23 protein-coding genes are annotated in these 25457 nt (G+C 61.9%); 12 read left to right on the plus strand and 11 right to left on the minus strand.

Translation table 11 applies throughout. The features are described 5' to 3' along the window. The first annotated feature begins 120 nt into the window (after positions 1–120). The gene (locus ACUXUR_RS15580) at positions 121–333 is read left to right on the plus strand and encodes a hypothetical protein (RefSeq protein WP_445503254.1); all 213 of its coding nucleotides are present in this window, start codon (positions 121–123) and stop codon (positions 331–333) included. A gap of 73 nt (positions 334–406) precedes the next feature. On the opposite strand, the gene ACUXUR_RS15585 is transcribed toward ACUXUR_RS15580, so the two are convergent. From ACUXUR_RS15585 to ACUXUR_RS15600, 4 genes are all read right to left on the minus strand, one after another. After that, positions 407–1909 carry a tripartite tricarboxylate transporter permease gene (locus tag ACUXUR_RS15585; protein WP_445503255.1) on the minus strand — a complete coding sequence of 501 codons (1503 nt, stop codon included), beginning with the start codon at positions 1907–1909 and terminating at the stop codon, positions 407–409. A 10-nt stretch (positions 1910–1919) separates the two neighbouring features. After that, entirely contained in the window at positions 1920–2381 is a 462-nt protein-coding gene (locus ACUXUR_RS15590) for a tripartite tricarboxylate transporter TctB family protein (protein ID WP_445503256.1), read from the minus strand. 121 nt (positions 2382–2502) lie between these two features. Next, entirely contained in the window at positions 2503–3459 is a 957-nt protein-coding gene (locus ACUXUR_RS15595) for a Bug family tripartite tricarboxylate transporter substrate binding protein (RefSeq protein WP_445503257.1), read from the minus strand. Positions 3460–3659: 200 nt separating this feature from the next. Next, the gene (locus ACUXUR_RS15600) at positions 3660–4553 is read right to left on the minus strand and encodes a LysR family transcriptional regulator (protein ID WP_445503258.1); all 894 of its coding nucleotides are present in this window, start codon (positions 4551–4553) and stop codon (positions 3660–3662) included. Positions 4554–4762: 209 nt separating this feature from the next. Between ACUXUR_RS15600 and ACUXUR_RS15605 the strand changes: the two genes are divergently transcribed. The 8 genes from ACUXUR_RS15605 (at position 4763) to ACUXUR_RS15640 (ending at position 13402) form a co-directional block, all read left to right on the plus strand. Continuing rightward, complete coding sequence (locus tag ACUXUR_RS15605; protein WP_445503259.1) at positions 4763–5359, plus strand: chromate transporter; 597 nt, start codon at positions 4763–4765, stop codon at positions 5357–5359. Next, positions 5356–5886: a chromate transporter gene (locus ACUXUR_RS15610; RefSeq protein WP_445503260.1), complete on the plus strand. Its 531-nt coding sequence runs from the start codon at positions 5356–5358 to the stop codon at positions 5884–5886. The genes ACUXUR_RS15605 and ACUXUR_RS15610 overlap by 4 nt, the downstream gene beginning before the upstream one ends. Before the next feature lie 117 nt (positions 5887–6003). Then, the gene (locus tag ACUXUR_RS15615) at positions 6004–6990 is read left to right on the plus strand and encodes a 2-hydroxyacid dehydrogenase (RefSeq protein WP_445503261.1); all 987 of its coding nucleotides are present in this window, start codon (positions 6004–6006) and stop codon (positions 6988–6990) included. 46 nt (positions 6991–7036) lie between these two features. Beyond that, complete coding sequence (locus ACUXUR_RS15620) at positions 7037–8476, plus strand: aldehyde dehydrogenase (protein WP_445503262.1); 1440 nt, start codon at positions 7037–7039, stop codon at positions 8474–8476. Between the two features lie 83 nt (positions 8477–8559). Further along, on the plus strand, positions 8560–10170 hold the full coding sequence (locus ACUXUR_RS15625; RefSeq protein WP_445503263.1) for a thiamine pyrophosphate-binding protein: 1611 nt from the start codon (positions 8560–8562) through the stop codon (positions 10168–10170). Positions 10171–10176: 6 nt separating this feature from the next. After that, positions 10177–10959 (plus strand): SDR family NAD(P)-dependent oxidoreductase, encoded by a 783-nt coding sequence (locus tag ACUXUR_RS15630; RefSeq protein WP_445503264.1) that lies wholly within the window; start codon positions 10177–10179, stop codon positions 10957–10959. Between the two features lie 29 nt (positions 10960–10988). Beyond that, positions 10989–12155, plus strand: a complete 1167-nt coding sequence (locus ACUXUR_RS15635) for an acyl-CoA dehydrogenase family protein (protein ID WP_445503265.1) — start codon at positions 10989–10991, stop codon at positions 12153–12155. Further along, the gene (locus ACUXUR_RS15640) at positions 12155–13402 is read left to right on the plus strand and encodes a CaiB/BaiF CoA transferase family protein (RefSeq protein WP_445503266.1); all 1248 of its coding nucleotides are present in this window, start codon (positions 12155–12157) and stop codon (positions 13400–13402) included. The genes ACUXUR_RS15635 and ACUXUR_RS15640 overlap by 1 nt, the downstream gene beginning before the upstream one ends. A 70-nt stretch (positions 13403–13472) precedes the next feature. Here ACUXUR_RS15640 and ACUXUR_RS15645 read toward each other — a convergent pair whose 3' ends face one another. Genes ACUXUR_RS15645 through ACUXUR_RS15655 form a run of 3 tightly spaced genes read right to left on the minus strand, consistent with a single transcriptional unit; the run spans position 13473 to position 16344 of the window. Further along, positions 13473–14585 (minus strand): Ldh family oxidoreductase, encoded by a 1113-nt coding sequence (locus tag ACUXUR_RS15645; protein ID WP_445503267.1) that lies wholly within the window; start codon positions 14583–14585, stop codon positions 13473–13475. Between the two features lie 41 nt (positions 14586–14626). Next, positions 14627–15544: an amidohydrolase family protein gene (locus ACUXUR_RS15650; protein ID WP_445503268.1), complete on the minus strand. Its 918-nt coding sequence runs from the start codon at positions 15542–15544 to the stop codon at positions 14627–14629. Then, entirely contained in the window at positions 15541–16344 is an 804-nt protein-coding gene (locus tag ACUXUR_RS15655; RefSeq protein ID WP_445503269.1) for an HpcH/HpaI aldolase family protein, read from the minus strand. Before ACUXUR_RS15655 ends, ACUXUR_RS15650 begins: the two co-directional genes overlap by 4 nt. A gap of 331 nt (positions 16345–16675) precedes the next feature. Between ACUXUR_RS15655 and ACUXUR_RS15660 the strand changes: the two genes are divergently transcribed. The 3 genes from ACUXUR_RS15660 to ACUXUR_RS15670 all read left to right on the plus strand — a co-directional run bounded on the left by ACUXUR_RS15660 (position 16676) and on the right by ACUXUR_RS15670 (position 20801). After that, positions 16676–17689 carry an ABC transporter substrate-binding protein gene (locus tag ACUXUR_RS15660; RefSeq protein WP_445503270.1) on the plus strand — a complete coding sequence of 338 codons (1014 nt, stop codon included), beginning with the start codon at positions 16676–16678 and terminating at the stop codon, positions 17687–17689. A gap of 159 nt (positions 17690–17848) precedes the next feature. Next, the gene (locus ACUXUR_RS15665) at positions 17849–18574 is read left to right on the plus strand and encodes a DUF2270 domain-containing protein (RefSeq protein ID WP_445503271.1); all 726 of its coding nucleotides are present in this window, start codon (positions 17849–17851) and stop codon (positions 18572–18574) included. Between the two features lie 439 nt (positions 18575–19013). Next, positions 19014–20801 (plus strand): thiamine pyrophosphate-requiring protein, encoded by a 1788-nt coding sequence (locus tag ACUXUR_RS15670; protein ID WP_445503296.1) that lies wholly within the window; start codon positions 19014–19016, stop codon positions 20799–20801. Between the two features lie 1618 nt (positions 20802–22419). On the opposite strand, the gene ACUXUR_RS15675 is transcribed toward ACUXUR_RS15670, so the two are convergent. The 4 genes from ACUXUR_RS15675 to ACUXUR_RS15690 form a co-directional block, all read right to left on the minus strand. Further along, positions 22420–23331, minus strand: coding sequence for a ribokinase (locus ACUXUR_RS15675; protein WP_445503272.1), 912 nt, complete (start codon positions 23329–23331; stop codon positions 22420–22422). A gap of 30 nt (positions 23332–23361) precedes the next feature. Beyond that, positions 23362–23808: a ribose 5-phosphate isomerase B gene (gene rpiB, locus ACUXUR_RS15680; RefSeq protein ID WP_445503273.1), complete on the minus strand. Its 447-nt coding sequence runs from the start codon at positions 23806–23808 to the stop codon at positions 23362–23364. A gap of 67 nt (positions 23809–23875) precedes the next feature. Continuing rightward, entirely contained in the window at positions 23876–24667 is a 792-nt protein-coding gene (locus ACUXUR_RS15685) for a transporter substrate-binding domain-containing protein (protein WP_445503297.1), read from the minus strand. Positions 24668–24701: 34 nt separating this feature from the next. Continuing rightward, positions 24702–25457, minus strand: a complete 756-nt coding sequence (locus ACUXUR_RS15690) for an amino acid ABC transporter ATP-binding protein (RefSeq protein ID WP_445503274.1) — start codon at positions 25455–25457, stop codon at positions 24702–24704.

A 25457-nucleotide genomic window follows, 5' to 3' on the forward strand; every position in this document is an offset into this window, starting at 1 on the left:
GGGCTCTCAACGGGGCTGGTCCCAAACCCGTGCCAGGCCAGCTTGGCCATGTTCCATGATCCGATGTTATCGGAACGATAGGTCAGAGGCGGCGTTGGTCGGCCAAAGAGGAGAGATGACATGTCCCGGGACGAAGCCAAAAAGGCAAATATCGCGGCCAAGGAGGCTCGCCAAGCTGCGGATGACCCGACGCTCGAACCTTCGTTCGAGCCGCTCGTGAACACGATGCACGAGGTCGCGAGGGAAAATCGCGATCCCGAAGGACTTGGCCCGATGTCTCCAGGCATGGCCGAGAGAATCAAGAAGGAGCGAGGCAGCAAGACTGATCGCTGAAGGAGCGAACTGTCTCAGACGCTTGGTCCCAGCTGACCGGCGCCAGCGGCAACAACCGGTCAGCTGATGCTTCTCAATCTTCCTGGAATGCTTCCTCGCGCCTGTTTCGGATGGCCGGCAGGGCCACTGCGATGATGAGGACAGCGGTGACTGCCAGGAGAACCGCCGAAATGGGACGATGGATGAAGATCGAGAAATCGCCCTTGGAGATCACCATCGCCCGACGGAAATTCTCCTCGATCATCGGGCCAAGCACGAAGCCGAGCATCAGAGGGGCCGGTTCGCATTCAAGCTTTCTGAGAGCATAGCCGAAAAAGCCGAACCCAACCGCAAGGAACAGATCGAAGACCGAGTTCTGCACCGAGTAGACACCAACGCAGCAGAACAGCAGAATTGCCGGATAAAGAACCTTGAAGGGGACCGTGAGCAACTTCACCCAAATGCCGACAAGCGGCAGGTTCAGAATGACCAGCATCAGGTTTCCGATCCACATGGAGGCAATCAGACCCCAGAACAGGGAGGGGTTGCTGGTCATCACCTGCGGGCCAGGCTGGATGTTGTGGACGATCATCGCTCCCAGCATCAAGGCCATCGTCGCGCTGCCGGGTATGCCTAAAGTGAGCGTTGGAACGAAAGCCGTCTGCGCCGCAGCATTGTTGGCAGCCTCGGGACCGGCGACGCCCTCGATGGCGCCTCTTCCGAACTTCTCGGGTGTCTTGGAGACTCTTTTCTCCAGGCTGTAGGCAAAGAAGGAGGCAAGCGAAAGGCCGGCTCCAGGAAGTATGCCAACGGCCGAACCAATGGCGCTGCCGCGCAGCACGGCCGGCATCATGCGCTTGAAGTCGTCCAGAGTCGGCCAGAGATTGGTGATCTTGCCCGTGTAAGCCTCTCGGACCTCCTTGTGTTCCATGCTTGCGATGATCTCGCCGAAGGCGAAGATTCCGACCGCGATCACAATGAAGTCGATCCCCTCCCAAAGCTGCGGCAATCCGAAGGTGAAGCGCATGACGCCCGAGGCAACATCCGTTCCCACGAGGCCGAGCAGCAGCCCAAGCACGATCATCCCGATTGCCTTGAGGAGTGGTCCGGATGCGAGGGAGACCGCACCGACGAGGCCCATGGTCATGAGCGAAAAATACTCTGCCGGGCCGAATTCGAACGCAAACTCCGTCAGAGGCTTGGCAAAGGCCGCCAGGATCAGCGTTCCGACGCAGCCAGCGAAGAATGAACCAAGGGCGGCTGTCGATAGCGCAACACCCGCGCGCCCCTGCCGCGCCATCTGGTAACCATCGAGCACCGTGACCACTGAAGAGGTTTCACCCGGCAGATTGACGAGGATCGCCGTCGTCGACCCGCCGTATGCCGCTCCGTAGTAGATGCCGGAGAGCATGATCAGGGCGGACAGGGGTTCCAATCCGAAGGTGAAAGGCAAAAGCATCGAGATCGTGGCCAGCGGGCCCAGTCCGGGCAGGACCCCAATAAGAGTTCCCAGAACGCAGCCACCGAAGGCATAAAGCAGGTTCTGAATGGTCAGGGCGCTCGCAAAACCGAGCATCAGGTTGTCGAATAATTCCACCGTAACCTCCTCAGCCCGCGATGAATGTTGGCCAAACTGGGAACTGGAGGTTCAGCGCGTAGACGAAAACGACCAGAGCGAAAGCGATGAGGACGACCGTGTTGATGAGGGTCGCTCGCCACGTGAATTCATGGCTTGCGAGGCTCGACCCGATGACGAGGGCGATCAGCGACAGAACGAGACCGAAAGTATCAAGCAGCAGACTGAAGACGACGACCGAAGCAAGGATGATGAACAACGGCCTGAGCGCCCAGCGCTCCATTCTCTGAGGTTCGGCGTGGGCGCGAACAGCGCTGAGAACCACTATGACTCCGATCGCAGCCATGAGGATGCCGAGCCAGAACGGAAAATAGCCGGGTCCCATTCGGGACGCTGTGCCCATCCGATATCCATACGAGGCGACGGCGAAGGCGATCCCGAGAATGATGTACAGGAGGCCCGAGGCGAAGTCTTTCTGACGCACGATTTTCATTGCACTACCCGAAGACGTACATTCGTCCTCTCAGCTCTTGAAAAGCAGGTGAGAGCTGTGTGCAGCACAGTCCAAGGCGTGCTGCACAAAGCTGTTCTGTCGGCTGGACTTGTACTGCTCGTCATTGAGCCTGGATGTCAGCCTTCTCGGCGATCGTGCGCCACTTCTGGAGTTCGTCCTGGATGAGCTTGCCGAAGGCTTGCGCGGACATCGGCGTTGGCCGAGCAGCATCGCGAGCGAGGAATTCCTTGGTCGCCTCAGTTTCCAGAACCTTGTTGATGTCGCCGTTGATCTTGTTGACGATCTGATCCGGGGTGCCGGCAGGCGCAAGAATTCCCCACCATTGCTCGACATCGACGCCCTTGACGCCGGCTTCATCGGCCGTTGGAATCTCAGGTGCCACGCTGGCACGCTGGTCGCTGGTGACAACCAGTCCCCGCAGCTGACCACCACGGATGAGCGGCAGGGCTTGCGTCATGCTGCTCATGAAAAGGTCCGCATGCCCGCCGATGACATCGGTCATGGCTTCGGAGCCCCCCTTGTAGTGAACGGGGATCATCTTGATCCCGGCACTCTGCGCGAAGAGTTCGGCGCCGAACTGATTGACGGTGCCGACCCCAGATGTGGCATAGGCCAGTTCCTTGCTCTTCGCCGTCTGCAGGAACTCCTGAATGTTCTTGGCCGGTACGGATTTTCCAACCACCAGAACCAGCGGAACCTTGCCGATCATGGCGACCGGCTTGAAGCCTTTGACAGGATCGAACGGCAGATTTTTCTGCACTGCCGGATTCATCGTGAAGGTGACGGATGCGATCAGGAGCGTGTACCCGTCCGGAGGCGCTTTGGAGACATGGGCGGAGCCGATCGCAGCCCCTGCGCCGGGCATATTCGAGACGATGACCGGTTGTCCCCACATCTTGCTGAGATTGTCGCCGAGGTGCCGCGCCAGGATGTCATTCGATCCGCCCGCAGCGAAGGGGACGACCAGGGTAACAGGCTTCGTCGGGAATTGCTGCGCAACAGCTGTGGTCGCGAATGCCATTGCGGCCGCTGTAAGAGCGTATCTGACGAACTTCATAAGCTTCCTCCGTGATGATCGTGCGATATTTTATTGCGAGCGCTGCTCTCGCCTTCTGCAGGGCTCGCCGATGTCTTCGCATCAATGATGAGGCTTTGTGGGACGGAGGTTTACCGCCCCGGCATGCCAGTGGCGGTATGAGAAGCTGACGGAGACAGCCTGTCGAATAAAAAATCCAACGTCAGCCATAAAGCCGGCTTCTACAGATGCTCCTCGCGGATCGTCTGTTTGAGATGGTCGATGAAGTCATTCACGACCACGGATTGAGGAGCGGCCTTCGGCCGGATGAGCAGGGTTTTGGCTTCGATGCGGGGGTTCAGGTTCCGGACGACGAGCCCGGGAATGCCCATCGTGCCCACCAGAAGGGGATCGACGAGAGCGATGCCGGCGCCGAAGCGCGCGAGCATGATGCCCGTCAGGGAGACGCTCACTTGGACAACGATGTTGGGCGCAATCCCGGCCTCGCTGAGCGCACGGTCGACATAGGGGCGAAAGACGATCTGGGGCAGGTATGTGATGATAGGATAGAGGGCGAGGTCCTTGATATCGATCTCGTCGCGTTCGGCCAAAGGATGATCGTCCGGCATGACGCAGGCGATGCTCCAGCTCATGAGCACCTCTGTGTCCACCGCCGAGCTGATGATCGGTTCGTGCGCGATTCCGAGCTCGACCTCGCGGTTGATCACCCTGTCGAGCACCTGTGGAGACGTGAGCGACTGGAGGGTGCATCGCACCTGCGGCCTCTTCGCCACGAAGGTGGCGACAGCCTTTGCCAGATAACCATTGGCAATTGGGAAAGCTGCCGCGAGAGGAAGAGTGCCGAGCCGTCCGCCCACCAGATCCTGCGTGAGCCGCCCCACGGCTTCGATTCGACCGAAGATCTCGGCGACATCCGGAAAGATGGCCTGGGCCTCGCTGGTCGGCTGCAGACGACCGCCGACCCTGTGGAAAAGCTTCATCTTCAGGCGGCTTTCACAGTGCTTGAGCACGGTGCTGATGGCTGGCTGCGTCACGTTGAGCAGTTGCGCTGCTCCCGTGACCGAGCCGGTCACCATGATGGCGTAGAAGACCTCCATCTGTCGAAGGTTCATCATTCTCGGCGCTTCCTCCCGTCCCATTCAGCCTGAGCAGGTATATTAATAGGATTTATGAACATGCTCGGATAAGTGATTAGACATTGATATGGATCGTGCGAATGATCAACTGTCCGGCACTCCGGCACGGATGCGGCGCGTCCATGTCGGATGCATTGTCTTTCGCCAGCGCTGCAGGTAGCGGGTGCGGAAGGAGGAAGCCGTACAGAATGGATACCAAGAGCGGTAAGCTGAGGCCGGATGACCAGGTGATGGGGCAGGGCGGCCCGCCAGAACCGAGGGTCAGCGTGCGCGAGCTGTTCTGGGCTTTTCTGCTGGTCGGACTCTCGGGATTCGGTGGCGTGCTCCCCTTTGTTCGCCGCATGCTCGTCGACAAGCGCCGCTGGCTCACTCCTGCCGAATTCACGGAGGTGCTGGGACTATCCCAGTTGCTTCCAGGCCCGAACGTCGTGAACATCAGCATCTATGTCGGGGCGCGCTTCGCGGGTGCTGCCGGCGCTGCGGCTGCGCTCCTGGGGCTGATGGTGATCCCGATCGCGATCGTCCTCTGCCTCGGCGCGGCCTATACGCGCTACGGCGACCTTCCGGCCGTTGCGAGCACTTTCCGGGGGATTGCTTCTGCCGGTGCCGGGCTCGTGGTGGCGATGGCGATCAAGATTGCCTGGCCGGTGCTCCGCTCGGGGCGCACCATCACCATCGCCGCCCTTGTCTTCGTCGCGATCGTGATCCTCAAGGTGCCGCTCGTCTGGACACTCGCCGCCATGGCGCCTGTCAGTCTCGTTTGGATCTGGTGGAAGACTCCATGAGCGACAATGACAGCCTCTGGAGCTTCGTCCTCCATCTCTCGCTCCTCTCTCTTTTAGCGATAGGCGGGGTGAATACCGTCCTTCCTGAGCTTCATCGCTTTGTCGTCCTTGACCATCCGTGGATGACGGACGAGCAGTTCACGGCTCTTTACGCGCTCGCGCAAGCGGCTCCGGGCCCGAACGTGATCTTCGTCACGTTGATCGGCTGGCAGGTTGCCGGCCTCGTCGGCGCCCTTGTCGCGACGCTCGCGATCTGCGGCCCGGCGACTGTCATCGCCTACGTGGCCACGCGCCTGTCGACGCAGTGGCAGCATCTGAAATGGTTCAGATTGCTGCGGAGCGGGCTCATCCCCCTGACGACGGGCCTGATGATCGCCAGCGCATGGCTTCTCACAGCTGCTTCCGCTCAGAACGTTCTCAGCTATGTCATTACGGCTGCGACAGCTCTCGTCATGCTGACGACACGGATCAATCCTCTGTGGCTTCTTGCCCTCGCAGGAGGAGCAGGCGCCGCAGGGATCATCTGAGCGGCTCTCGTTCGTCATAAATCGAATTAATAAGCAGCTGCGACTTAATGATTGGACGTTGATCCCCATCGATTGAATGCTCCAGGCCAATCATCAACCTGATGCAAGGGCCTGACCATGGCGGCGCTGACAATCGGCATCATCGATCCGTTCCATCCAAAAAGCATCGACACGATCGCGGCCGCCATTCCGTCGGAATGGCGGCTCAGCATCGCCAAAGGACAGAGCATCGACGAGAAGACGCAAGCCCTTCGCGATGCGGATATCGCCTTCGTGATGGCGGCGGCGATGCCCGCCTCGCTCATTGATGCGGCGCTGCGCCTGCGGTTCATTCAGAAGCTCGGCGCCGGCATCGACCGGATCGATCTCGATCGCTGCGCTTCACGCGGAATTGGCTTGGCGCGCCTCCAGGCTGGGAACTCAATCCCCGTCGCAGAGCATACGCTTCTCCTGATGCTCGCAGCTTGCCGGCGTCTGCCGTTTCTTGACCGGCAGACCCGCGCCGGCGGCTGGGACAAGGAGGCGGCGCGCGGCGTGAGCCGGCAGATCAACGGCAAAACTGTCGGCATCGTCGGCTTCGGCGCGATCGGCCAGGCCGTCGCTAAGCTGCTCACGGGCTTCGGTGCGAACATTCTCTACTTCGATCCGAGACGGGCTGCCCCCGAACTCGAGCGCGAACTGCGTGTGACTTATGCATCTCTCGATGAGCTGACCGCGCAGTCGGACATCGTGTCCCTCCATCTCCCGCTCATGAAGGAGACGGCCAAGATCTTTGACGCGGCGCGCATCGCCAGAATGAGACCCGGCTCGATCCTGATCAACTGCGCCCGTGGCGGCCTCGTCGACGAGGCCGCCCTGCACGATGCACTCGTCAGCGGGCACATCTTCTCGGCCGGCATTGATGCGTTCGAGCAGGAGCCGCCGGTCGGCAGTCCCTTGCTCCTTCTGGATCAGACCGTCGTCACTCCTCACACAGCCGGCGGCACGATCGACAATTTCAAGCCCGTCGTGGAGCGCGCGGTGCGCAACACCCAGCTCTTCCTCTCGGGAGAGGAGATTCCCGCACAGGACCTGGTGCTGGCGCCACGCCGGTCGGCAGCCTGACGTCATGACGATAGAAAGCTCCACGTTGCTGAAGAGGAGAAACGGTATGGATCTGCATCCTTTCATGATCGGCAACCAGTGGCGGGAAGGGCAGGGGACGCCGTTCGTTTCAGTGAACCCCAGCAACGGAACCGAAATCGCCCGGATCGCCGGTGCGGGACCCGCGGATGTCGATGATGCCGTGAAGGCGGCGCGCGCGGCGTTGAGAGACCCGGCCTGGGCCAGGTTGAAGCACCATGAGCGCGCAGGCCTTCTTTACCGGATTGCGGATCTGGTTGCTGCGAGTGCCGAGCATCTTGCGCGCGTGCAGATGGAGGACAACGGCAAGACTTTCGCGGAATGCCTGTCTCAGGCGAAGAGCGCCGCCGCCACGTTCCGTTACTACGGCGCCGCTTGTGAGACCTTCGAGAGCGAGCTCACGACCCAGCGCGGCCCGAGTGTCACGATGACCGTGTACGAGCCGGTCGGGGTTATCGCTGCGATCACGCCCTGGAACTCGCCGCTGACACTCGAGGCGCAGAAGCTGGCACCGATCCTTGCTGCCGGAAACACCGTCGTGCTCAAGCCGTCGGAGGTGACGCCGCGCGTCGCTCTCGAATATGCGCGGCTCGCCATCGAAGCGGGATTCCCGGCGGGTGTCGTGAACGTCGTGACCGGTGCAGCCGATGTCGGGCGCGCTCTGGTCGAGCACGCGGGTGTGGACATGGTGAGTTTCACCGGAGGAACGGCGGCCGGGCGCGCCATCGCGGCAGTGGCTGGGCAGCGCCTCAAGCCGGTCGTGCTCGAGCTAGGCGGCAAGTCGCCTCACATCGTCTTTGCGGATGCGGACCTCAAGAAGGCTCCGAAGAGCGTGGCCGATGGGATCTTCTCAGGGGGAGGCCAGTCCTGCATCGCCGGGTCACGTGTTTTCGTCGAAGCTTCGATCTTCGAATCCTTCATGGAAGCTTTCCAGGCCGCGGCGCGAGACTACACGCTGGGGGCACCCGATGCGCCTGGGACGCGGATGGGTCCGATGGTGAGCTTCAACCATCGTGATCACGTCGCGCGAGCCGTTGAACTGGCCCGCGAGGAGGGCGGCCAAATCCTCGTCGGCGGTGATCTGCCGACCGCGGAGGCATTCAAGAACGGTGCCTATTATCCGGCGACCGTCATCAGCGGCGTCACGAACCAGTCGCGTGTCTGCCAGCAGGAAATCTTCGGTCCCGTCGCCGTCGTCCTGCCGTTCGAGAACGAGAGCGATCTGATCGAGCAGGCCAACGACACGGAATTCGGTCTCGCAGCCGGCCTCTGGACGAGCGATTTTGCGAAAGCCTGGCGCGTGGCGCGGGCGATCCAGGCCGGAACGGTCTGGATCAACACCTACAAGGAAACATCGATTTCGACGCCCTTCGGCGGCTTCAAGCAGAGCGGTCTCGGTCGCGAGAAGGGGCTCAATGGGATGCGAACCTACATGGAGCCGAAGGGTCTCTATTGGCACGTGGGCTGATGCAGCCGGGATGCTGATCACAACAAGCCTTACACATCCGTCCGCTTGAGGAAGCGGGGCGCACAATTTCTGGAGGATTTTAAATGTCGACGACCGTTGAAGTGATGGCCGATGCTTTCAAGGAAGCCGGTACGCCGTTTCTCGTGGGTCATCCGGGCGGCGAGTCCGTCGAGCTGATGGAGGCCGCGCGCCAGCGCGACATGCGCTTCATCCTGATGAAGCAGGAAACGGCCGGCGCGATGCTCGCCGCGACCTGGGGCGAGATCACGGGCTCTCCCGGGGTCTGCCTCTCGACGCGCGGCCCCGGTGCTGCGAACATGGTGAACGGTGCGGCGCACGCCTTTCTCGACCGTGCTCCGCTCATCCTCCTCACCGACCGCTATTCGCAGCCGGCCCACGAGGTCGGCCTGCGCCAGCGCATCGATCAGCTTGCCGTCTACGCGCCCCTCGTCAAATGGGGCACGACGGTCGATGCGCGGACCATCCGCCAGCAGCTCCGCCGCGCGATGCGGACGGCGACGGCGCCCGCGCCAGGGCCGGTTCAGTTCGACATTCCTCAAAGCGAGACGACCAAGGAGGCCGCGCCGCTCTTGGCTGAGCCGCCGCTGATGCCGAACCTTCTGTATCCGGAGCCGGACGCGGCTGCCTTGAAGCCGGTCATCGATCGGGTGCGGGCCGCCCGCAAGCCGATCCTCCTCGCAGGCCTCGGTGTGCTGTGGGACAGAGCGTCCGGCGAACTCGTCGCCCTCGCCGAGCAGCTCGGTGCCCCGGTTCTCGTCACCTCCAAGTGCAAAGGCGCCATTCCGGAGGACCATCCTCTGCGCGCCGGCTGCATCATCGGCGGGCTGATCGAGCGCAAGCTCGTGAGCGAAGCAGACCTGATCATCACCGTTGGTCTCGACGGCGTCGAATTGCAGCCGAAGGCATGGCCCTACACGACGCCTCTCGTGGCCCTTTCCAGCACCCCGTCCCTTGACGCGCTTGTGCCGGCCGAGATCGAGGCGATCGGTGATCTGAAGGTTCTTCTGCGCAAGATCACCGACCTGTGCGCTGGCGGGAGCAGCTGGGGCGAAAGGGCTGCATCGGTCTTCCGTCAGGACGTCACCGATGCTCTCAACACTCCGAGCAAGGGCCTCTCACCGCAGAGGGCGATGGAGGTTGCGCGCGCCATCCTGCCGCGAGAGACCATCGCGACCTGCGATGCCGGTGCAAGCCGTCTCCTTGTCGTGCAGAAGTGGCAGTCCTACGGACCGCGCGAGTTCCTGACTTCCAACGGCCTCGGCTCGATGGGATATGCGGTTCCCGGCGCTTTGGCCGCGCGCCTTGCTCATCCCAACCGTCCGGTCGTCGCCTTTACCGGTGACGGCGGTTTCCTGATGGCGGTCGCCGAGCTCCAGACGGCGGTGCGCGAAAACCTGCCCATCATCATCGTCGTGCTCGACGACCGGCAGATCGGGTTGATCCGCGTGAAGCAGGAAATCAAGGGACTTCCGCTGCACGGCGTCGGGCTCGGCGGCTGCGATTGGGAGAAGCTCGCCCAGGGCTTCGGAGCTGACGGCGTCACGGTCGATACGGAGAACGGTTTACAGGACGCACTCGGCGCCGCCCTGAAATCCGGCCGGACGACGGTGATCGGCGTCAGGATCGACGGCTCCGGCTATGTCGACCAGTTCAACGCCCTGCGTGAGCTCTGATCGGCGATGCTGATCAATCTGACCGGCAGAACCGCAATCGTCACCGGGGGCAGCGAGGGGCTCGGCAAGGCGATTGCGGCCCGCTTCGCAAGGTCCGGCGCGAATGTGGCTGTTCTGGCCCGGCGCGAGGCGGTGCTGGCTGAGACTGTGCGGGACATTCGCCGGGATGCCGCAGGCCGCGTCGTGGGGCATGCCTGCGACGTGACCGACAAAGACCGTGTGGACGAGGTTGTCGCCGCAGTTCTCGCCGAGTTCGGCGCGGTTGACATCCTCGTCAACAACGCCGGCAGCTCGAACCGCTCTCCTTTCGAGGAACTCACCCGCGACGGCATGATTGCGGACATGGACCTGAAGCTCTTCGCCGCCGTCAATCTCGCTCAGAAGGTCGTGCCGGGCATGAAGGAGCGGCGCTGGGGACGAATCATCAACGTGGTCAGCGCCAACGGGAAAGCTCCGAAGGCAGCGAGCGCTCCCACCACCCTGAGCCGCGCTGCCGGGATCACCCTTACGAAGGTCATGTCCCAGGAGCTCGCGCCCTGGAACATCCTCGTCAACGCGCTCTGCGTCGGCGTCATCAAGAGCGGCCAATGGGAGCGTCGGCACAGGCGCGATGCACCCGACATCCCTTTCGAAAAGTACCTTGAGCCGCATGCGCGCCCGGTGCCGCTCGGACGGTTCGGGGAGCCCGAGGAATTCGCCAATGTGGCCTGCTTCCTCGCATCGGATGCCGCATCATACGTGACCGGAACGGCCATCAATGTCGATGGCGGCCTGTGTCCGGTCACCTGAACATTCAACAAAAAGGGGACCCTATCGTCATGAAATTCGAGCTCACCAGCGAGCAGCGCAGCATCGTCGGCACCATTCGTGAGGTCACGCAGGGCGAGTTCAAGGGGCGAGCCCAGCGTTACATGGACGGCAGCTTCCCGTGGGAGAACATTCGCCGGCTCGCGGAACTCGGAGTCCTCGGCATGGCGGTGCCCGAGGAATACGGCGGCTCAGGCATGAACGTGTTCGACACCGCGCTGGTGCTCGAGGAGATCGCCAAGGGATGCTACGTCACCGCCATGGCGGTTCTGGGCGAGGTCGGATCCCAGACCCGCATCATCGCGACCTATGCGCCCGAATCCTTCAAGCGACGCATCCTGCCAGCCGTGTGCAGCGGCGAGGCGATCCTGGCGATCTGCATGACCGAGCCGCACGCTGGCACGGATGTCGCCAACTATCGCACCAACACCACCATCAAGGGCGACAAGGCCATCGTGAAAGGCGTGAAGACGCTCATCAGCCGTGTGGATGAGGCGGCTGCCTTCGTGATCTTCAGCCGCATCGACAATCAGCCGGGGCGTGAGGGCATCGGCTGCGTTCTCGTGGAGAAGGGCACGCCGGGCCTCGAGATCACGGCCCGCTATCACACGATGGGCGGCGAGAATCTGGCGGAAGTGCAGTTCAACGATTGCGAGATCCCTCTCGAAAACGTGGTGATCCGGGAAGATGGCTTCCGCAAACTTCTCTCCGCCTTCAACACGCAGCGCTGCCTCAATCCCAGCATTTCGCTCGGATTAGCCGAGGGCGCGTTCGAGGAATCGGTGCGCTATGTCCGGGAACGCACGGCCTTCGGCTGGCGGATCGGCGACTTCCAGGGAATGCGCTGGAAGCTCGCGGAGATGTACCGGGACATCGAGGTCGGACGCAGCATCCTCTACCGGGCCTGCGCCAGCGCGAACCCGTTCCCGGATCCGCACCAGGCCGCGCTTGCCAAGATGTACTGCAACGAGATGTCCATTCGCGTGACCAGCGAGGCGATCCAGGTCCATGGCGGATACGGCTTCACGGATGAATACGCAGTGTCGAGACTCTATCGCGGCGCTCGCTACGGCACTCTCGGCGGCGGCACGACGGAAACGCTGAAGGATCTCGTCGGCAAGAAGATTATGGCTGATTTTGACGAGACAGACGGCTTCCTTGGAATGGGGATGTTCTGATGGGCATCGGACAGAGCAACACTGATGTCGGGACTCAGGCATCGGCAGCACCCCATCAGGGTTATCCCTTCTCCGGTCTGGTGGTTCTCGACCTGTCCCACATTTACAACGGCCCCTACGCCACCTTCCTCATGGCGATGGCCGGAGCCGAGGTCATCAAGATCGAGCCGCATGGCGGCGAGCATCTTCGGGTGCGTGCCGGCATTGGTGGCGCCGCCTTGCCGTTTGCCATGCTGAACGGCAACAAGAAGTCGGTGACGCTCAATCTGAAGTCGGAGCGCGGACGCGAGCTTTTCCTTCAGATGGTCCGCTCGGCGGATGTGCTCGTGGAGAATTTCGCACCCGGAGTGACGGAGCGGCTCGGCATCGGGCCCGAGGTGCTGCAGGCCGAGAATCCGCGCTTGGTCTATGCTTCGAGCACTGGTTACGGGCGCTCGGGACCTTATCGTGATTATCCGGCCATGGACATTACCGTGCAGGCGATGTCCGGCATCATGAGCATCACCGGCTTCCCAGACAGTCCTCCGGTGAAATCCGGTCCTGCGCTCTGCGACTTCTTCGCCGGCATCCATCTCTATGCGGGCATCGCCACGGCGCTCTACGAGCGGGAGAGGACGGGGAAGGGACGCCTCGTCGAGGTTTCCATGCAGGAAGCCGTCTATGCGTCGCTGAGCTCCAATCTTGCGCTCTACCACGGCAGCGGCGGCAAGGTGCCGGTGCGTACCGGCAACCGGCACGGAGGGCTGGCGGAGGCCCCTTACAATGTCTATCCGGCCAGTGACGGACACGTCGCCATCATCTGCAACAACAATCGTCACTTTCATGCGCTGCTGAATGCGATGGGTCGTGAGGATCTGAAAGACGATTCCCGTTTCCGGGATCTCAAGACGCGGGTGGCGCATATCGACGAGATCGATGCACTCGTCGGCGAGTGGACACGGCAATACACAAAAGCCGAACTTGTCGAGCGGCTCCTCGCTCATCGGGTTCCTCACGCGCCGGTGCGAGACCTGGGCGAGGTCGTCAATGACCCGCACATGCATGCTCGCCGCAGCCTGCAACGGATTGATCATCCGCAATATGGCCGCATCGTCGTGCAGAACAGCCCGATCCGTTACGAGGGTTTGCCACCCATGCCTCTGGAGCCGAGCAGTCCGCTCGGTGCCCAGAACAGGGAGGTTTTCTGCGAGAGGCTGGGCCTGTCGGAACAGGAATTCGAAGACCTTCGCCGTGAGGGCGTGGTCTGATCCCGAAGCCTGAATAATGACTTCAATACAAGGGGCAGTGACGGCGGTCACTGCCCCTTCGTCGTTTTGCCTATGACTCCAGAGGAGCGTCTGCGATCACGAGGGGAGGCTGCCCGGCCTCGGCGGCTTCCTTCTGGAGCGCTGCGATATCGATGGCATTGTAGGGAATGCCGGTGCGCTTGCGCGTGGCCTCGAGCCGCGACTCCATTTCGCCGGGCATCAGGATTTCCTCGAAACCTTCAGCCTTGGGGCAATCGTGCACGCGCTGCACAAGCGTATCCATCCGCTGGACGAACTCGTCGCGCGTGACGAACAGGTCCGGCTTGATCGCGAGGAAGAAGTGACCGACATCCTGAGGGCGGTCGAACACCTCGAACTGATTGGCGACGTCTCCTGCATAGGCGGCTCCTGACAGGACGCCGCCGAGAATATCCATCAGCATGGACAGGGCCGAGCCCTTCGGGCCGCCGATCGGCAGCACGACACCGCCATTGAGGGCCGCGTTGGGATCGGTCGTCGCGCGGCCATCGGCATCGAGGGCGTAGCCGAGGGGAATCTCCTGACCGAGTTTCGCTGCGCGCCGGATCTTGCCGCGAGCTGCCACGGCTGGCGACATGTCGAGAACATACGGAACCTCGGACCCGCTCGGGACGCCGGCGGCAAGAGGGCTTGTGCCGAGCAGGGCCTGGCGGCCGCCCCAGGGCGGCATTGCCGGCGAGGCGTTGGTGAAGACGAGCGAAATGAAGCCGGCCTCGACCGCTTGGAGCACGTAACATGCTGCCATTCCGAAATGAGTGCTGCGCCGGGCGGAGACGAGGCCGATGCCGAACTCCCGCGCCATGTCGATCGCTTCCGCCATGGCGCGCGAGGCGACCACGAAGCCGAAGGCATTCTGGCCGTCGAGAAGGCCCGCAACGGGCGTCACCTTCTGCAGGGAAAGCGAGGGCTTTGCATTGATCAGCCCGCTGCGCACGCGCTTGAGGTAATGGGGAAGATATTGAAGACCGTGTGTGTCGACGCCGCGCAGATCGGCCCTGACGAGGCAGTCTGCGACCGTTCGTGCATCCTCCTCAGGCATGCCATTGGCGACCAGAATGCGCGTAGCGAACGCTCTCGCATCATCGGCCTTCGCGTAGAGCCGGCTGGGTTGCGGATGGGATTGTGCAGATGCTGCGGCTGTCATGGCACGTTTCTCTCTCGTCGACATCGATGCGGAGGACGGGTCTAGAACCCGTAAAGGCGGGCAGGATTCTCGACGAGAACACGTCTCGTCAGATCGGCACTGCCCATCCAGGAATTGAGCCTGTTCAGGGCCAGTCCATCATCGTCGGGATGGAACGGCTCGATGCGTTTCGAATCCCGTGCGATGCCCGGCCTCGCGCCAGGATGGGGCCAGTCGCTTCCCCACAGGAGGCGTTCGGGATTGGCGCGTGCCAGGGCCTTCGCGATCTCGCCTGCATCCGCGTGATCCGGCAGATCGGAGATGCGGCGCGGTGCCGAGAGTTTCACATAGGCTTTCCCTGAGTCCATCAGGGACAGCAGGGCCGCGAAATTCGGCTGGTTCGGCCCCTTCGCGGCATTTGCCCGTGCGAAGTGATCGAAGACGACCGGCACGGGAAGATCACGGATGACGTCGTGCAAGGCAGCGATGACGCCGAGGTCGACATAGACCTGGACATGCCAGTCGAAAGGGGCCGCCTGCGCAGCGGTCTTTTCGAGATGCCTGCGGGCCACAAGAGGGTCCGCAACGCCCGCTGTCTCCAGGTTGACCCGAAGACCGCGGATGCCAGCCTCGTGCAGGTCGCGCAGTGTTTTCTCTGAAGCCTCTACTTCGACCACTGCGACACCTCGGGCCCTGTCACCCAGATGATGCAGAGCATCGAGCATGCAGGAATTGTCTGTCGAATAGGTGCTTGGCTGCACGATCACGACGCGATCCAGCCCCAACATCTGTTGGTGGGCGTGGAGGTCCGCAAGAAGGGCGGGACCTGGCGTGTAGTGCCGGTCAGGGGCCAGCGGGAAACGGTCGTAGGGGCCGAAGACGTGGACATGGCAGTCGCAGGCGCCTGCCGGAACATCGAAATCGGGCCGGGTATGCTCGACTCCGAGCACGGAGCCGGTTGCGGCGATCGATCCGTTCACGGCTGGAGTTCCGCGACCTGGCGTGCGCGCTGCGTCGCCGCGCCGAGCAGGAAAGCCAGATCCGTGCCCGTCGAGACATACCTGGCTCCCATCCGCACGAAATCAGCGACCAGATCCTGACGCGAGGAGAGACCGCCGACACCCGCATGCTTGCCGTGCTTGAGGCAGGCGGCGATGGTCCGCTCGTAGGCCTCGCGCACCTTCGGATGATCGAACTGGCCGGCCACATCCATATCGGCCATCAGGTCGTTGGTGCCGATCAGAGCGAGATCCACGCCCTCGACCGCCATGATCTCCTCCGCATTCCGCACCGCCTCCGCGGATTCGAACTGCACGATGACCATGGTGGCCTCGTTCATGGCCGTGAAGGCCTGGGCCGCCGGGAAGGTGCGAAATTGGAGATGCGGCAGCCCTCCCGAAACGCCGCGCTGTCCCAGAGGCGGAAACTTTGCGGCATTGACGATGGCGCGGGCCTCCTCGGCGGTCGTGACGTCCGGCGCGATCACGCCCATTGCGCCGCCGTCCAGGGCGCGGGCAATGTATTCCGGCCTGTTGGTGGGAACCCGGACGAAGGGAGCGATCCCAGCCTCGAGAGCCATCATGCAGATCTGGCCGGTGGTGTCGAAGCTGAAGCTCGAATGTTCGAGATCGACATAGATCGAGTCGAAGCCTGCGGTCTTCGCGATGCGGACGATCTCAACGCCGCGCACGAGACGCGCCGTCATCGACGAGACCACCTCGCCCCGGGCCAGTTTGCTCCTGACATTGTTGCGTAGGATGTTTGCGAGATCTGCCGACATGCCACTCTCCCCGAGGCAGGTTTCATCATCGCAAGAAGTGAACCGCTGGCCCAAAACGGGTCCAATCATATCCTCGGGTGAGACTATAAACGGATGTTATGTGGGTTGCGCTGCCGGTTTCACGTTGTCTAATCTGAAAGCAGCACCGCCTTCGCCCCATTTCCCGCATCACAGGAAATTATGTTCGCCACTAAATTTCTTATTGGACTGTGATGGAGGCCGGGAGAAAACTTCCCGGCTGATCAAGGCGAAAACAGCCGCGCGCCGGGGTGTGCATTCGCAGCGAAGGTCACTGCAGAGATCCGTCAAGGGAAAGACAAGAGGGAGAGAGATGATACGCCGTCGTGAGTTGATCCTTGGAGCCCTGACCCTTCCGGCGCTCTCCAAAGCCTCCCTCGCTCAGGAAGTATCGAAGATTACCATCGTCATGCAACACGGGCTGCCGTATCTGCCGTTGATGGTGATGGACAGCATGAAACTCGTCGAGAAGAACGCTGCGAAAGCGGGCCTCGCCAGCATCGATGTCGATTATCGGATCCTGGGTGGGACCTCATCGCTGATCGATGCGCTCATCAGCGGTCAGATGCAATTCGGCGTCACCGGTGTCCCGGGCTTGGCCACGCTATGGGACAAGACCGTCGGCACCGCCCACGAGGTCCGGGCCCTGTGCGCAGCGCAGTCGATGCCTTACATTCTGGTCACGAACAACCCTGCCGTGAAATCGATCAGGGATTTCACGTCCAAGGACAAGATCGCCGTCCCGAGCGTCAAGGTCTCGGCGCAGGCCGTGTGCCTGCAGATGGCAGCCACGAAGGAATGGGGCCAGGACCAATACGCTAAGCTCGATCCGCTGACGATCACCCGTTCGCATCCGGATGCCGCAACGGCTGTCATGTCGAAAGGAAGCGAGATCACCAGCCATTATGCGGCAGCGCCCTTCTACTATTATGAGCTCGACACTCCGGGAATCCACAAAGTGCTCAGTTCCTACGACACGCTGGGCGGAGCGACGACGAACGGCGTCGTGCTGACATCGAAAAAGTTCTGCGAGGCCAATCCCAAGATCACAGCCGCCGTGTACGCGGCCTTCACGGAGGCAGACGCCTTCATCAACGCAAACCATGACGCAGCCGCGGAGCTTTACATCAAGACGACAGGGGAGAAGCGCGCGACGAAGGACGAGATCGTCAGGATGATCGCCGACAAGGACAACGTCTGGACGACGGTGCCGCAGAACTGCATGAAATTCGTCGATTTCATGCGCTCCGTCGGGACGGTCAAGAAGACGCCGTCGTCCTGGAAGGACCTGTTCATGCCCAACGCCCATGAGCTGGCGGGAACCTAGGGCAGGCAGAAAACCGCACAGCTTCCATCATGGGCGAGCAGAGTGCGTTAAGAATCCCGAGCAAGTGCTATAATGCCTTCGCCTTGGGCGTTCGTGAGCAGGGCGGTCCCCCAATGGCTTGTGCCGCCTGCACGCGGTCTAGGGCATGGGAGAGACGCCATGCTGTCAACAAACGATCAACGTGCCAGTTCGGCTTCGATGCCGACCATCACGCCGCCTGTTTTTCCGAGCACCTCGACCGAGTTCATCACCGTCATGGCGCATTACCATCGCGCGGAGATTGCCCGAATGGCGGGCTGGCGGGACCGAATTGACCGCACAACCAATTGGGCCATCACGGTGGTGGCTGCCATGCTGTCGCTCTCGCTTTCAACGCCGACCGCGCACCATGGTGTCCTGCTGTTTGCTATGGTCCTGGTTCTGCTGCTGTTGGTGATCGAAGCGCGGCGTTACCGCTTCTTCGATGTCTATCGCAATCGCGTGCGCCGGATCGAGCGAAACTACTTCGCCCAGATCTTTTCGCCCGAGGAGGGGACAACGGACGACTGGATTCACAAGCTGGGCGCTGACCTCAGAAAGCCCCTTTTCCTGATCGGTCTGGGCCAAGCGATCTCACGGCGTCTGCGCCGCAACTATTGCTGGATGTTCCTGATTCTGCTGCTGGCTTGGCTGGTGAAGACCACTTTCATTCGAATGCAGGAGAGCGCGGCGGAGGCTCACCTCGTCACATCCGTCGGGGAATGGGTGCGAAATGCAGCCGTCGGGCCGGTGCCAGGCTGGGTGGTGATTGCGATCATTGCCATCTTTTATGGCTGGGTCCTCTATGCCTCGCTGCGCCAACCCAAGGGAGAGGGCGAGCTTGCCTTCGGCAATGTGCATGTCTGAAGCGGCCATCAAGAGCCTCCATGTCGCTGCCACCGCGCCATTCGGCCCGATCCGACGGCGTCGGATTGGGCTATGATCCTGCCTGCAATTAAGCGCGTGCTCGCTCTTGCAGATTGCCTTTCAATCCCCATATCAGGCTGACCCAGCGGACATTGTTGTGGACTTCGAGAGCGGCGGGCGTCACCGCCTGTCTCGATGAAACCGTGCCAGGACGGATGGACTCCGGCCCGGTCTTTTCCTGCGCTTGCCTGACGATGCAGGCGCCCGTCTGGACCCCGATCAGCCCAGGCCCGTAGCTGGCGCGGCAGGAGATGCGAAGGCATCCCGCCCGTTCGCCCCGGAGCCTGGGCTTTTTGGTGAGGTGGTGGCTCTGAGACCGCGACAGGCAACTCTTCCCGACCGGTAAATGTTGACGGTTCGAACCGGATGGGAGGGGATGATGGCAGAGGCCGTCGCGGATTTCATTTGGCAGCGCCTGCAGGCATGGGGTGTGCGCCGGGTCTATGGCTACCCGGGAGACGGGATCGGCGGCCTGATCAGTGCCCTTGCGAGGCTGGACGGTGCGATCGACTTCGTTCAGGCCCGGCACGAGGAGATGGCGGGCCTCATGGCTTGCGCCCACGCCAAGTTCACGGGCGAAGTCGGCATCTGCATCGGAACCTCGGGCCCAGGGGCGATTCACCTTCTGAACGGTCTCTATGACGCCAAGCTGGACCATCAGCCGGTGCTGGCCCTTGTGGGTCAGCAGGCGAGATCGGCGATCGGGTCTCACTACCAGCAGGATCTCGATCTCCAATCCCTCTTCAAGGATGTCGCTGGCGCCTATGTGGAGACGGCTTCGACCCCCGCCCAGGTGCGGCATCTGATCGACCGTGCCTATCGCATTGCAAAGAGCGAGCGTCGGGTCACCTGCGTCATCCTTCCCAATGATCTTCAGCTGGTTTCCATGGAGCAGCCTGCGCACGAGCACGGCATGACCCATTCAGGCATCGGCGTCGAACTGTCCCCCGTCATCCCCGATGCGGCGGCCCTGGCCCGGGCCGCGGAGGTGCTCAATGCAGGCGAACGGGTCGCCATTCTAGTCGGAGCGGGCGCTCTCGGGGCGACCGACGAAGTCGTGGCCGTTGCGGAGCGGCTTGGGGCAGGGGTTGCCAAGGCGCTTCTCGGCAAGGCTGCCGTGCCGGATGATCTTCCCTTCTGCACGGGATCGATCGGTCTTCTGGGAACGAAGGCCAGCTGGGATCTCATGCAGGATTGCGACACTCTCCTCATGGTGGGATCGAGCTTTCCTTACGTGGAGTTCCTGCCGAAGGAAGGGAAGGCCCGAGGGGTCCAGATCGACAGGGATGCAGGCATGCTGGGGTTGCGGTACCCGATGGAGGTCAACCTTCTGGGGGACACCGCTGCAACAATGGCTGCGCTCCTGCCGCTGCTCGACGAAAAGCAGGATCGATCCTGGCGGGAGATGATCGAAGCCAGTGTCTCGGCTTCGCAGGAAGAGATCCGCGGAATGGCTATGGCTCCCGCGGAACCAATCAATCCGCAGCGGGTCGCATTGGAACTTTCGCAACGCCTGCCGGACGGCTGCATCGTGACGGCGGACAGCGGCACCACAACGGTCTGGTATGCGCGCAATCTCCATTTCCGACGCGGGATGATGGGTTCGGTCTCGGGAACCCTCGCGACGATGGGATGCGCCGTGCCCTATGCCATCGCGGCGAAGTTCACTCATCCTGATCGTCCGGTGATTGCCCTTGCGGGCGACGGCGCAATGCAGATGAACGGTTTGACGGAACTCATCACGATTTCGAAATATTGGGAGCGGTGGATCGATCCTCGGCTCGTTGTCATGGTGCTGAACAATCGCGACCTCGCCTATGTGACATGGGAAGAGCGCGTCCAGACCGGCGATCCGAAATGGGAGGCGTCGCAGGCGCTTCCTGACGTGCCATATGCTGAATTCGCGCGATCGATCGGGCTCGGTGGGATCAGGGTCGAAGATCCCGAGCAGGTTGGCGCTGCGTGGGAGACGGCTCTTGCGGCCGACAGGCCGTTCGTGCTCGACATGGTGACGGATCCGAACGTGCCGCCGCTGCCGCCTCATATCACCTTGAAGCAGGCTCGCCACTTCATGGGAGCGCTCGCCAAAGGTGACCCTGAAAGCGGAAGTATGATCGTCGATACGGCGCGCAGCCTCGTCGGATCGATCCTGCCGCCGAAGGAGTGAAGGGGCGAGACTTAGTGTGCCTAACAAAACAGCGAGGAGTGTGCTTCCCCCTGTGGAGGAGGGATCGACGGTAGGGATCGCAAAGCCGAAGCGCTGTGCGTGATCTGAGCCGCACAGCAGAACAACGGCTGGCCGGGCTTGTCCCGGTCAGCCCGATGATGAAAGGCTCGGCGCTTCACGTTGTCGGGGTCACCGGCACAAGGCCGGTGATGACGGAGTGAAGCAGTTCAATGTCTCACCCAGCCGAACCACTCCATCCGTGCCCCTCCCTACAAGGCGGAAAGGCAGCAGGTTCTGTTAGGCACTCTTTAATTCCTTGAGGCGGATGCGTATCGACGGAACCTGCCGAACGATCGCCTCTTTAACCAGGGAGGCATCCTCACGAAACAAAGGGGCGGGTGTTCGAAGAGGTTCGCGACAGGCAACGGATCGATCCATCGGCACCTGCTACAGGGCACAGGTCCAGCTGGAACAACCCGGTCGTCGTGGTCACCGGAGCATCTGCGGGAGTCAGTCGCGCGGTGGCCATCGCATTCAAGCGAGACGGCTGGCGGGTCGCTCTGATCGGCCGTGGGCGCTTCGGCTCGCGCCCACGCCAGCATGTGTTTTCGGTCCCCAGCACGGCGGCGCGTGGCATCCTCGCGGCGGTTGCCTTCGGCTACGTCGCCGGTGCCGTGATGCTCGCATGGCGCTTGGCGCGAAAAGCACCGCGCCGAACAATCGGCGTCTGCCCGAGCGGGAATGCGCGGCTCGGATGTTGCGGCCACTTTTCTGGAATAAGGATGATCGGACCATGCGGGATGCCTCTGGGCCGATCCACCTTAGCGCCTATGGTTATTGGTGGTCCCGCGCACATGGCGAGCGGCGATAGAGCATTTTTCGGGGAAGTAGATCCGGTTCGCCTCTCCCGTGGGTCAGATCACGCAGTGGGTTGTGGAGTTGTCGGCGCGATCGGGATCTCCGGGGGATTGGTCGGAGGCACGCCAACGGGCTCTCCGGGAGGTGGAAGATCTCCAGGTGTCGTCGGTGGCACTCCGACGGGCTCGGGCTGCGGGGTCTCAGGCGGCGTGGGTGGGCTGACGGGAGCGGGATTGGGGTCGGCTGGCGTCGGCTCCGGATAGGGCTGGTTCGGCAGAGGAATTGGCATACGAATGGCACTCCACTAAAGCATCGGACCCAAAAGTGGATTCCACTTTTCTCTGACGCGGCCCTTCGGGTCCGCACGATGCGCTGGCTCTCCTGGAGGGGCAATCCCCAGCACGGTATCGAGTTCCCGCCATCGCACCCTGCTTCCAGGCTAGAGCATTGTCCGGCGAAGTGGATCCCCAGGCGCGCAAAGTCAGATTTCCCAATCGAGGATCCTGCATGAAGAATAAAGTGATGAGTCCCTCGTCGGGCCTCAGGTTGACTGCGCTCCAATCATTTCCCCGCCTCGGTCCAGGCTGGTCGACAGCAGCACCCGTCCTGTTGCTCGATCAGGCGCCGGTAAAGCATCAGGACGGAGGTCGGATCATTGCGAAGCCCCTCCACATGGCAGGAGGGGTAGCTCGGATCGAGCGGAAGTCAGGGCGTACCGCGCGTGAAACCACTTTGAGCTGAGCCGTCCCGCCCGGTCGGCTCAGGCGATTCCGAGTTGTTCGCGTGTCGGCATGCCGGCCTGAGCGCCATGGGCAAGGCAAGCCAGCGATGCCCCGTGGCAGGCTCGTTGGAGAGCTGTCGTCAATGGCAGAGCCTCATCGAGCCCGCTGGCCAGGATGCCAACGAAGGTGTCGCCGGCTCCAGTCGTGTCGACTGGCTGTATCGGCTTCGCCTCGACAGTCTCGCTGTACCCATCGGGGCGAAATGCAAAGGCCCCGCGCGCGCCTGCCGTGACGACACAAATGCAGCCGCTTTTCGATAGATAGGCTCCTGCAGCTTCAAAATCGTCGGTCTCGCAGCCGAGAAGCGCAGCCGCCGCAATGGCCTCGTGCTCATTGACGACGAAAATGTCGGTTTCGTTGATGAGATCTGAGAGATCTCCGGCAGGAAATGTCGGGGGAGCCGGTGCGAAGTTCCAGATGACGCGCCCGCCCGCCGCCCGCACATGCCGGGCGAAATTGAGGGATGCAGGGAAGGGAACTTCCATTTGGAAGACAGCCACCGTGGAGGCGTCCACCTCGTAATTGCGGATCGGCGCTTCCGTCAACGTGGCATTCGCCCCGCTAGCAACGGTAATCGCATTCTCGCCGCGCTCATCGACGGTGATGAAGGCGCAACCGGTCGGTTCAGCGCTGTTGGCAACGAGATCCGCCACGACACCATTGCGAATGAGGTTGTCGCGCGCAGATCGGCCGAAGGCGTCGTCGCCGACGCAGGCTGCGATCGCCACCCGATGCGGCAAAGATGCTCGCGCGGCAGCGATCGCCTGGTTCGCGCCCTTTCCACCAAACAAGGTCTCATAGCCCGGCGACAGGACAGTTTCGCCTGGGCGCGGGATTGAGGCCACGCGAGCGACAAGATCAATGTTGATCGAACCAAAAACGAGGATCATGTCACGCGCGCTCCCTTTTCTAGGTCGGCTTCAACCTTTGGCATCCATTGCGTGGAGTTTTTCCACGCGACGGCGGCAGTCCTCATCGGTGGAGAATTCCGCCGACAGGTAGGACGAAACAAGATCCTGGGCGAGCCAGGAACCGACGATCTTGGCGCCGATGCACATCACGTTCACGTCGTCATGCTCGACCGACTGATGCGCTGAGTGGATATCATGGCAGACGGCAGCACGAATGCCCTTGACCTTGTTGGCAGCGATCGACGCGCCGACACCCGTGCCGCAGACCATGATGCCGCGCTCGGCCTCTCCGGACTTGACTTTCTGGGTCAGTGCGCGGGCGATGTCCGGAAAATCGACAGGTTTGTCATCGAAGGACCCTACGTCGACGACCTCATGTCCGAGTGAGCGTACGTGCTCGACCACCGCATTCTTGAGGGGCCATCCGGCGTGATCCGATCCGATTACGACGCGCATTGAAAAACCTTTCTTTCGTGATTGCAGATCGAGTGGTGCCGGGAGCACCACTCGAATTCTTTCAGGCTCAGCTCCGCATTTCCTGAGGGAGCTCGCTGCCATGGAACTTTTTGTAGATCTCGTTCAGCTTGCCGTTCTTCAAGTTGATCGAAATCCATTCATTGAGCTTCTCGACCAGGCGCGGCTCACCCTTGCGCACGCCGATGGCAAGATCGAAGGCGCGAATGAGAACCTTCGGCTCGAATGGACGGGCGGGATTCTTCACCCCGATCTGATTCACGATCGTCGCCGACGTTGCAACGCAATCCGCTTGGCCGGACACCGCAGCCGTCACCATCGTGGCATCGTCATCAAAGCGGGCGAGAGTGAGATTCCGATCCTTCATGTTCGACAACTCGGTATCCTGCGTCGTGCCCCGGGAAACGGCAATTGTCTTGCCCTTCAGGTCTTCCCAGCTCTTCGCCTCCACGGTCTTCAGGCATCCGACGACGGACTGCAGGGCTGCATAGGCCTTGGTGAAGTCGATCACCTTGGCGCGCTCTGGGGTAACCGAGAGAGTCGAAACGATGATGTCGGCCTTGTTGGTCTGAATATTGGGAATGCGGGTCGCGCCCGTAGTCTGCACGAATTCGAGCTCGAGACCCAGGTCTTTCGCGAGAAGCTGAGCGGTCTCCACGTCCGATCCCGTCGGCTTGAGGTTTGCGTCCATCATGCCGGACGGCGGAATCGCCATGTCGGTCGCAATGCGGATCTTCTTCGCCTTCATAATGTCGTCGAGGAGGTCTGCATGGGCTGCGGTGGTGCCGAGTGCTACCATGCAGGTCATTGCGAATGCGGCAGCGGAAAGCGGGCGCTTCATCATCGTCGTTGTCTCCCTAGGTCTTCGTTGTGGTTTAGAGCCCTGTGCCAACGAACTGGGCCAGTTCCGGAGTTGCAGGCGAGGTCAGGATCTTGGCAGGTCCGGTCTCATGGACCTTGCCGCGATGCATGAACACCACCCGGTTGGCGATTCCTCTGGCAAATCCCATCTCGTGCGTGACCATCACCATGGTCATGCCATCCGCAGCGAGCGCCTCGATGACCTTCAGGACCTCGCCGGTCAGTTCCGGATCGAGGGCGGAGGTCACCTCATCGAACAGCATCACCTTGGGCTGCATGGCGAGCGAGCGGGCAATCGCCGCACGCTGCTGCTGGCCGCCGGAGAGCTGTTCGGGATACTGGTGGAGTTTGTCTTCCAGTCCGACCTGGGCAAGAACCCGCCGGGCCTGTTCCTTCGCTTGAGATTTTGAGACGCCCTTCACGGAGCAGGGGGCGAGCGTGATGTTCTCCTCGATCGTCAGATGAGGAAACAGGTTGTAGCTCTGGAAGACGATGCCGACATCCTGACGCAGAGATCTCAAATCGAGCTTAGGGTCGCTGACGCGATGCTCGCACACGACAATCTCGCCGCTGTCGATCGTCTCGAAGCGATCGATGCAGCGAAGAGCGGTGCTCTTGCCCGAACCGCTGCGGCCGATGAGGACGAGAACCTCGCCGCGATCGACCTCGAAACTGACGCCGTCGAGCACCTTGAGCGTGCCGAAGCTCTTGTGCACGTTCTTGAGGGAAACGACCGGCGATTGGGTTGCTGCGTTCAAAATCTTGTGCAT

The organism is Microvirga medicaginis, from assembly GCF_052658925.1.

Coding starts and splice junctions, on each gene's coding strand:
- ACUXUR_RS15580 (WP_445503254.1), top strand. CDS start 121: ATGTCCCGGGACGAAGCCAAAAAGGCAAATATCGCGGCCAAGGAGGCT.
- ACUXUR_RS15590 (WP_445503256.1), bottom strand. CDS start 2,381: ATGAAAATCGTGCGTCAGAAAGACTTCGCCTCGGGCCTCCTGTACATC.
- ACUXUR_RS15595 (WP_445503257.1), bottom strand. CDS start 3,459: ATGAAGTTCGTCAGATACGCTCTTACAGCGGCCGCAATGGCATTCGCG.
- ACUXUR_RS15600 (WP_445503258.1), bottom strand. CDS start 4,553: ATGATGAACCTTCGACAGATGGAGGTCTTCTACGCCATCATGGTGACC.
- ACUXUR_RS15605 (WP_445503259.1), top strand. CDS start 4,763: ATGGATACCAAGAGCGGTAAGCTGAGGCCGGATGACCAGGTGATGGGG.
- ACUXUR_RS15610 (WP_445503260.1), top strand. CDS start 5,356: ATGAGCGACAATGACAGCCTCTGGAGCTTCGTCCTCCATCTCTCGCTC.
- ACUXUR_RS15615 (WP_445503261.1), top strand. CDS start 6,004: ATGGCGGCGCTGACAATCGGCATCATCGATCCGTTCCATCCAAAAAGC.
- ACUXUR_RS15620 (WP_445503262.1), top strand. CDS start 7,037: ATGGATCTGCATCCTTTCATGATCGGCAACCAGTGGCGGGAAGGGCAG.
- ACUXUR_RS15625 (WP_445503263.1), top strand. CDS start 8,560: ATGTCGACGACCGTTGAAGTGATGGCCGATGCTTTCAAGGAAGCCGGT.
- ACUXUR_RS15630 (WP_445503264.1), top strand. CDS start 10,177: ATGCTGATCAATCTGACCGGCAGAACCGCAATCGTCACCGGGGGCAGC.
- ACUXUR_RS15635 (WP_445503265.1), top strand. CDS start 10,989: ATGAAATTCGAGCTCACCAGCGAGCAGCGCAGCATCGTCGGCACCATT.
- ACUXUR_RS15640 (WP_445503266.1), top strand. CDS start 12,155: ATGGGCATCGGACAGAGCAACACTGATGTCGGGACTCAGGCATCGGCA.
- ACUXUR_RS15645 (WP_445503267.1), bottom strand. CDS start 14,585: ATGACAGCCGCAGCATCTGCACAATCCCATCCGCAACCCAGCCGGCTC.
- ACUXUR_RS15655 (WP_445503269.1), bottom strand. CDS start 16,344: ATGTCGGCAGATCTCGCAAACATCCTACGCAACAATGTCAGGAGCAAA.
- ACUXUR_RS15660 (WP_445503270.1), top strand. CDS start 16,676: ATGATACGCCGTCGTGAGTTGATCCTTGGAGCCCTGACCCTTCCGGCG.
- ACUXUR_RS15665 (WP_445503271.1), top strand. CDS start 17,849: ATGCTGTCAACAAACGATCAACGTGCCAGTTCGGCTTCGATGCCGACC.
- ACUXUR_RS15670 (WP_445503296.1), top strand. CDS start 19,014: ATGGCAGAGGCCGTCGCGGATTTCATTTGGCAGCGCCTGCAGGCATGG.
- ACUXUR_RS15675 (WP_445503272.1), bottom strand. CDS start 23,331: ATGATCCTCGTTTTTGGTTCGATCAACATTGATCTTGTCGCTCGCGTG.
- rpiB (WP_445503273.1), bottom strand. CDS start 23,808: ATGCGCGTCGTAATCGGATCGGATCACGCCGGATGGCCCCTCAAGAAT.
- ACUXUR_RS15685 (WP_445503297.1), bottom strand. CDS start 24,667: ATGAAGCGCCCGCTTTCCGCTGCCGCATTCGCAATGACCTGCATGGTA.
- ACUXUR_RS15690 (WP_445503274.1), bottom strand. CDS start 25,457: ATGCACAAGATTTTGAACGCAGCAACCCAATCGCCGGTCGTTTCCCTC.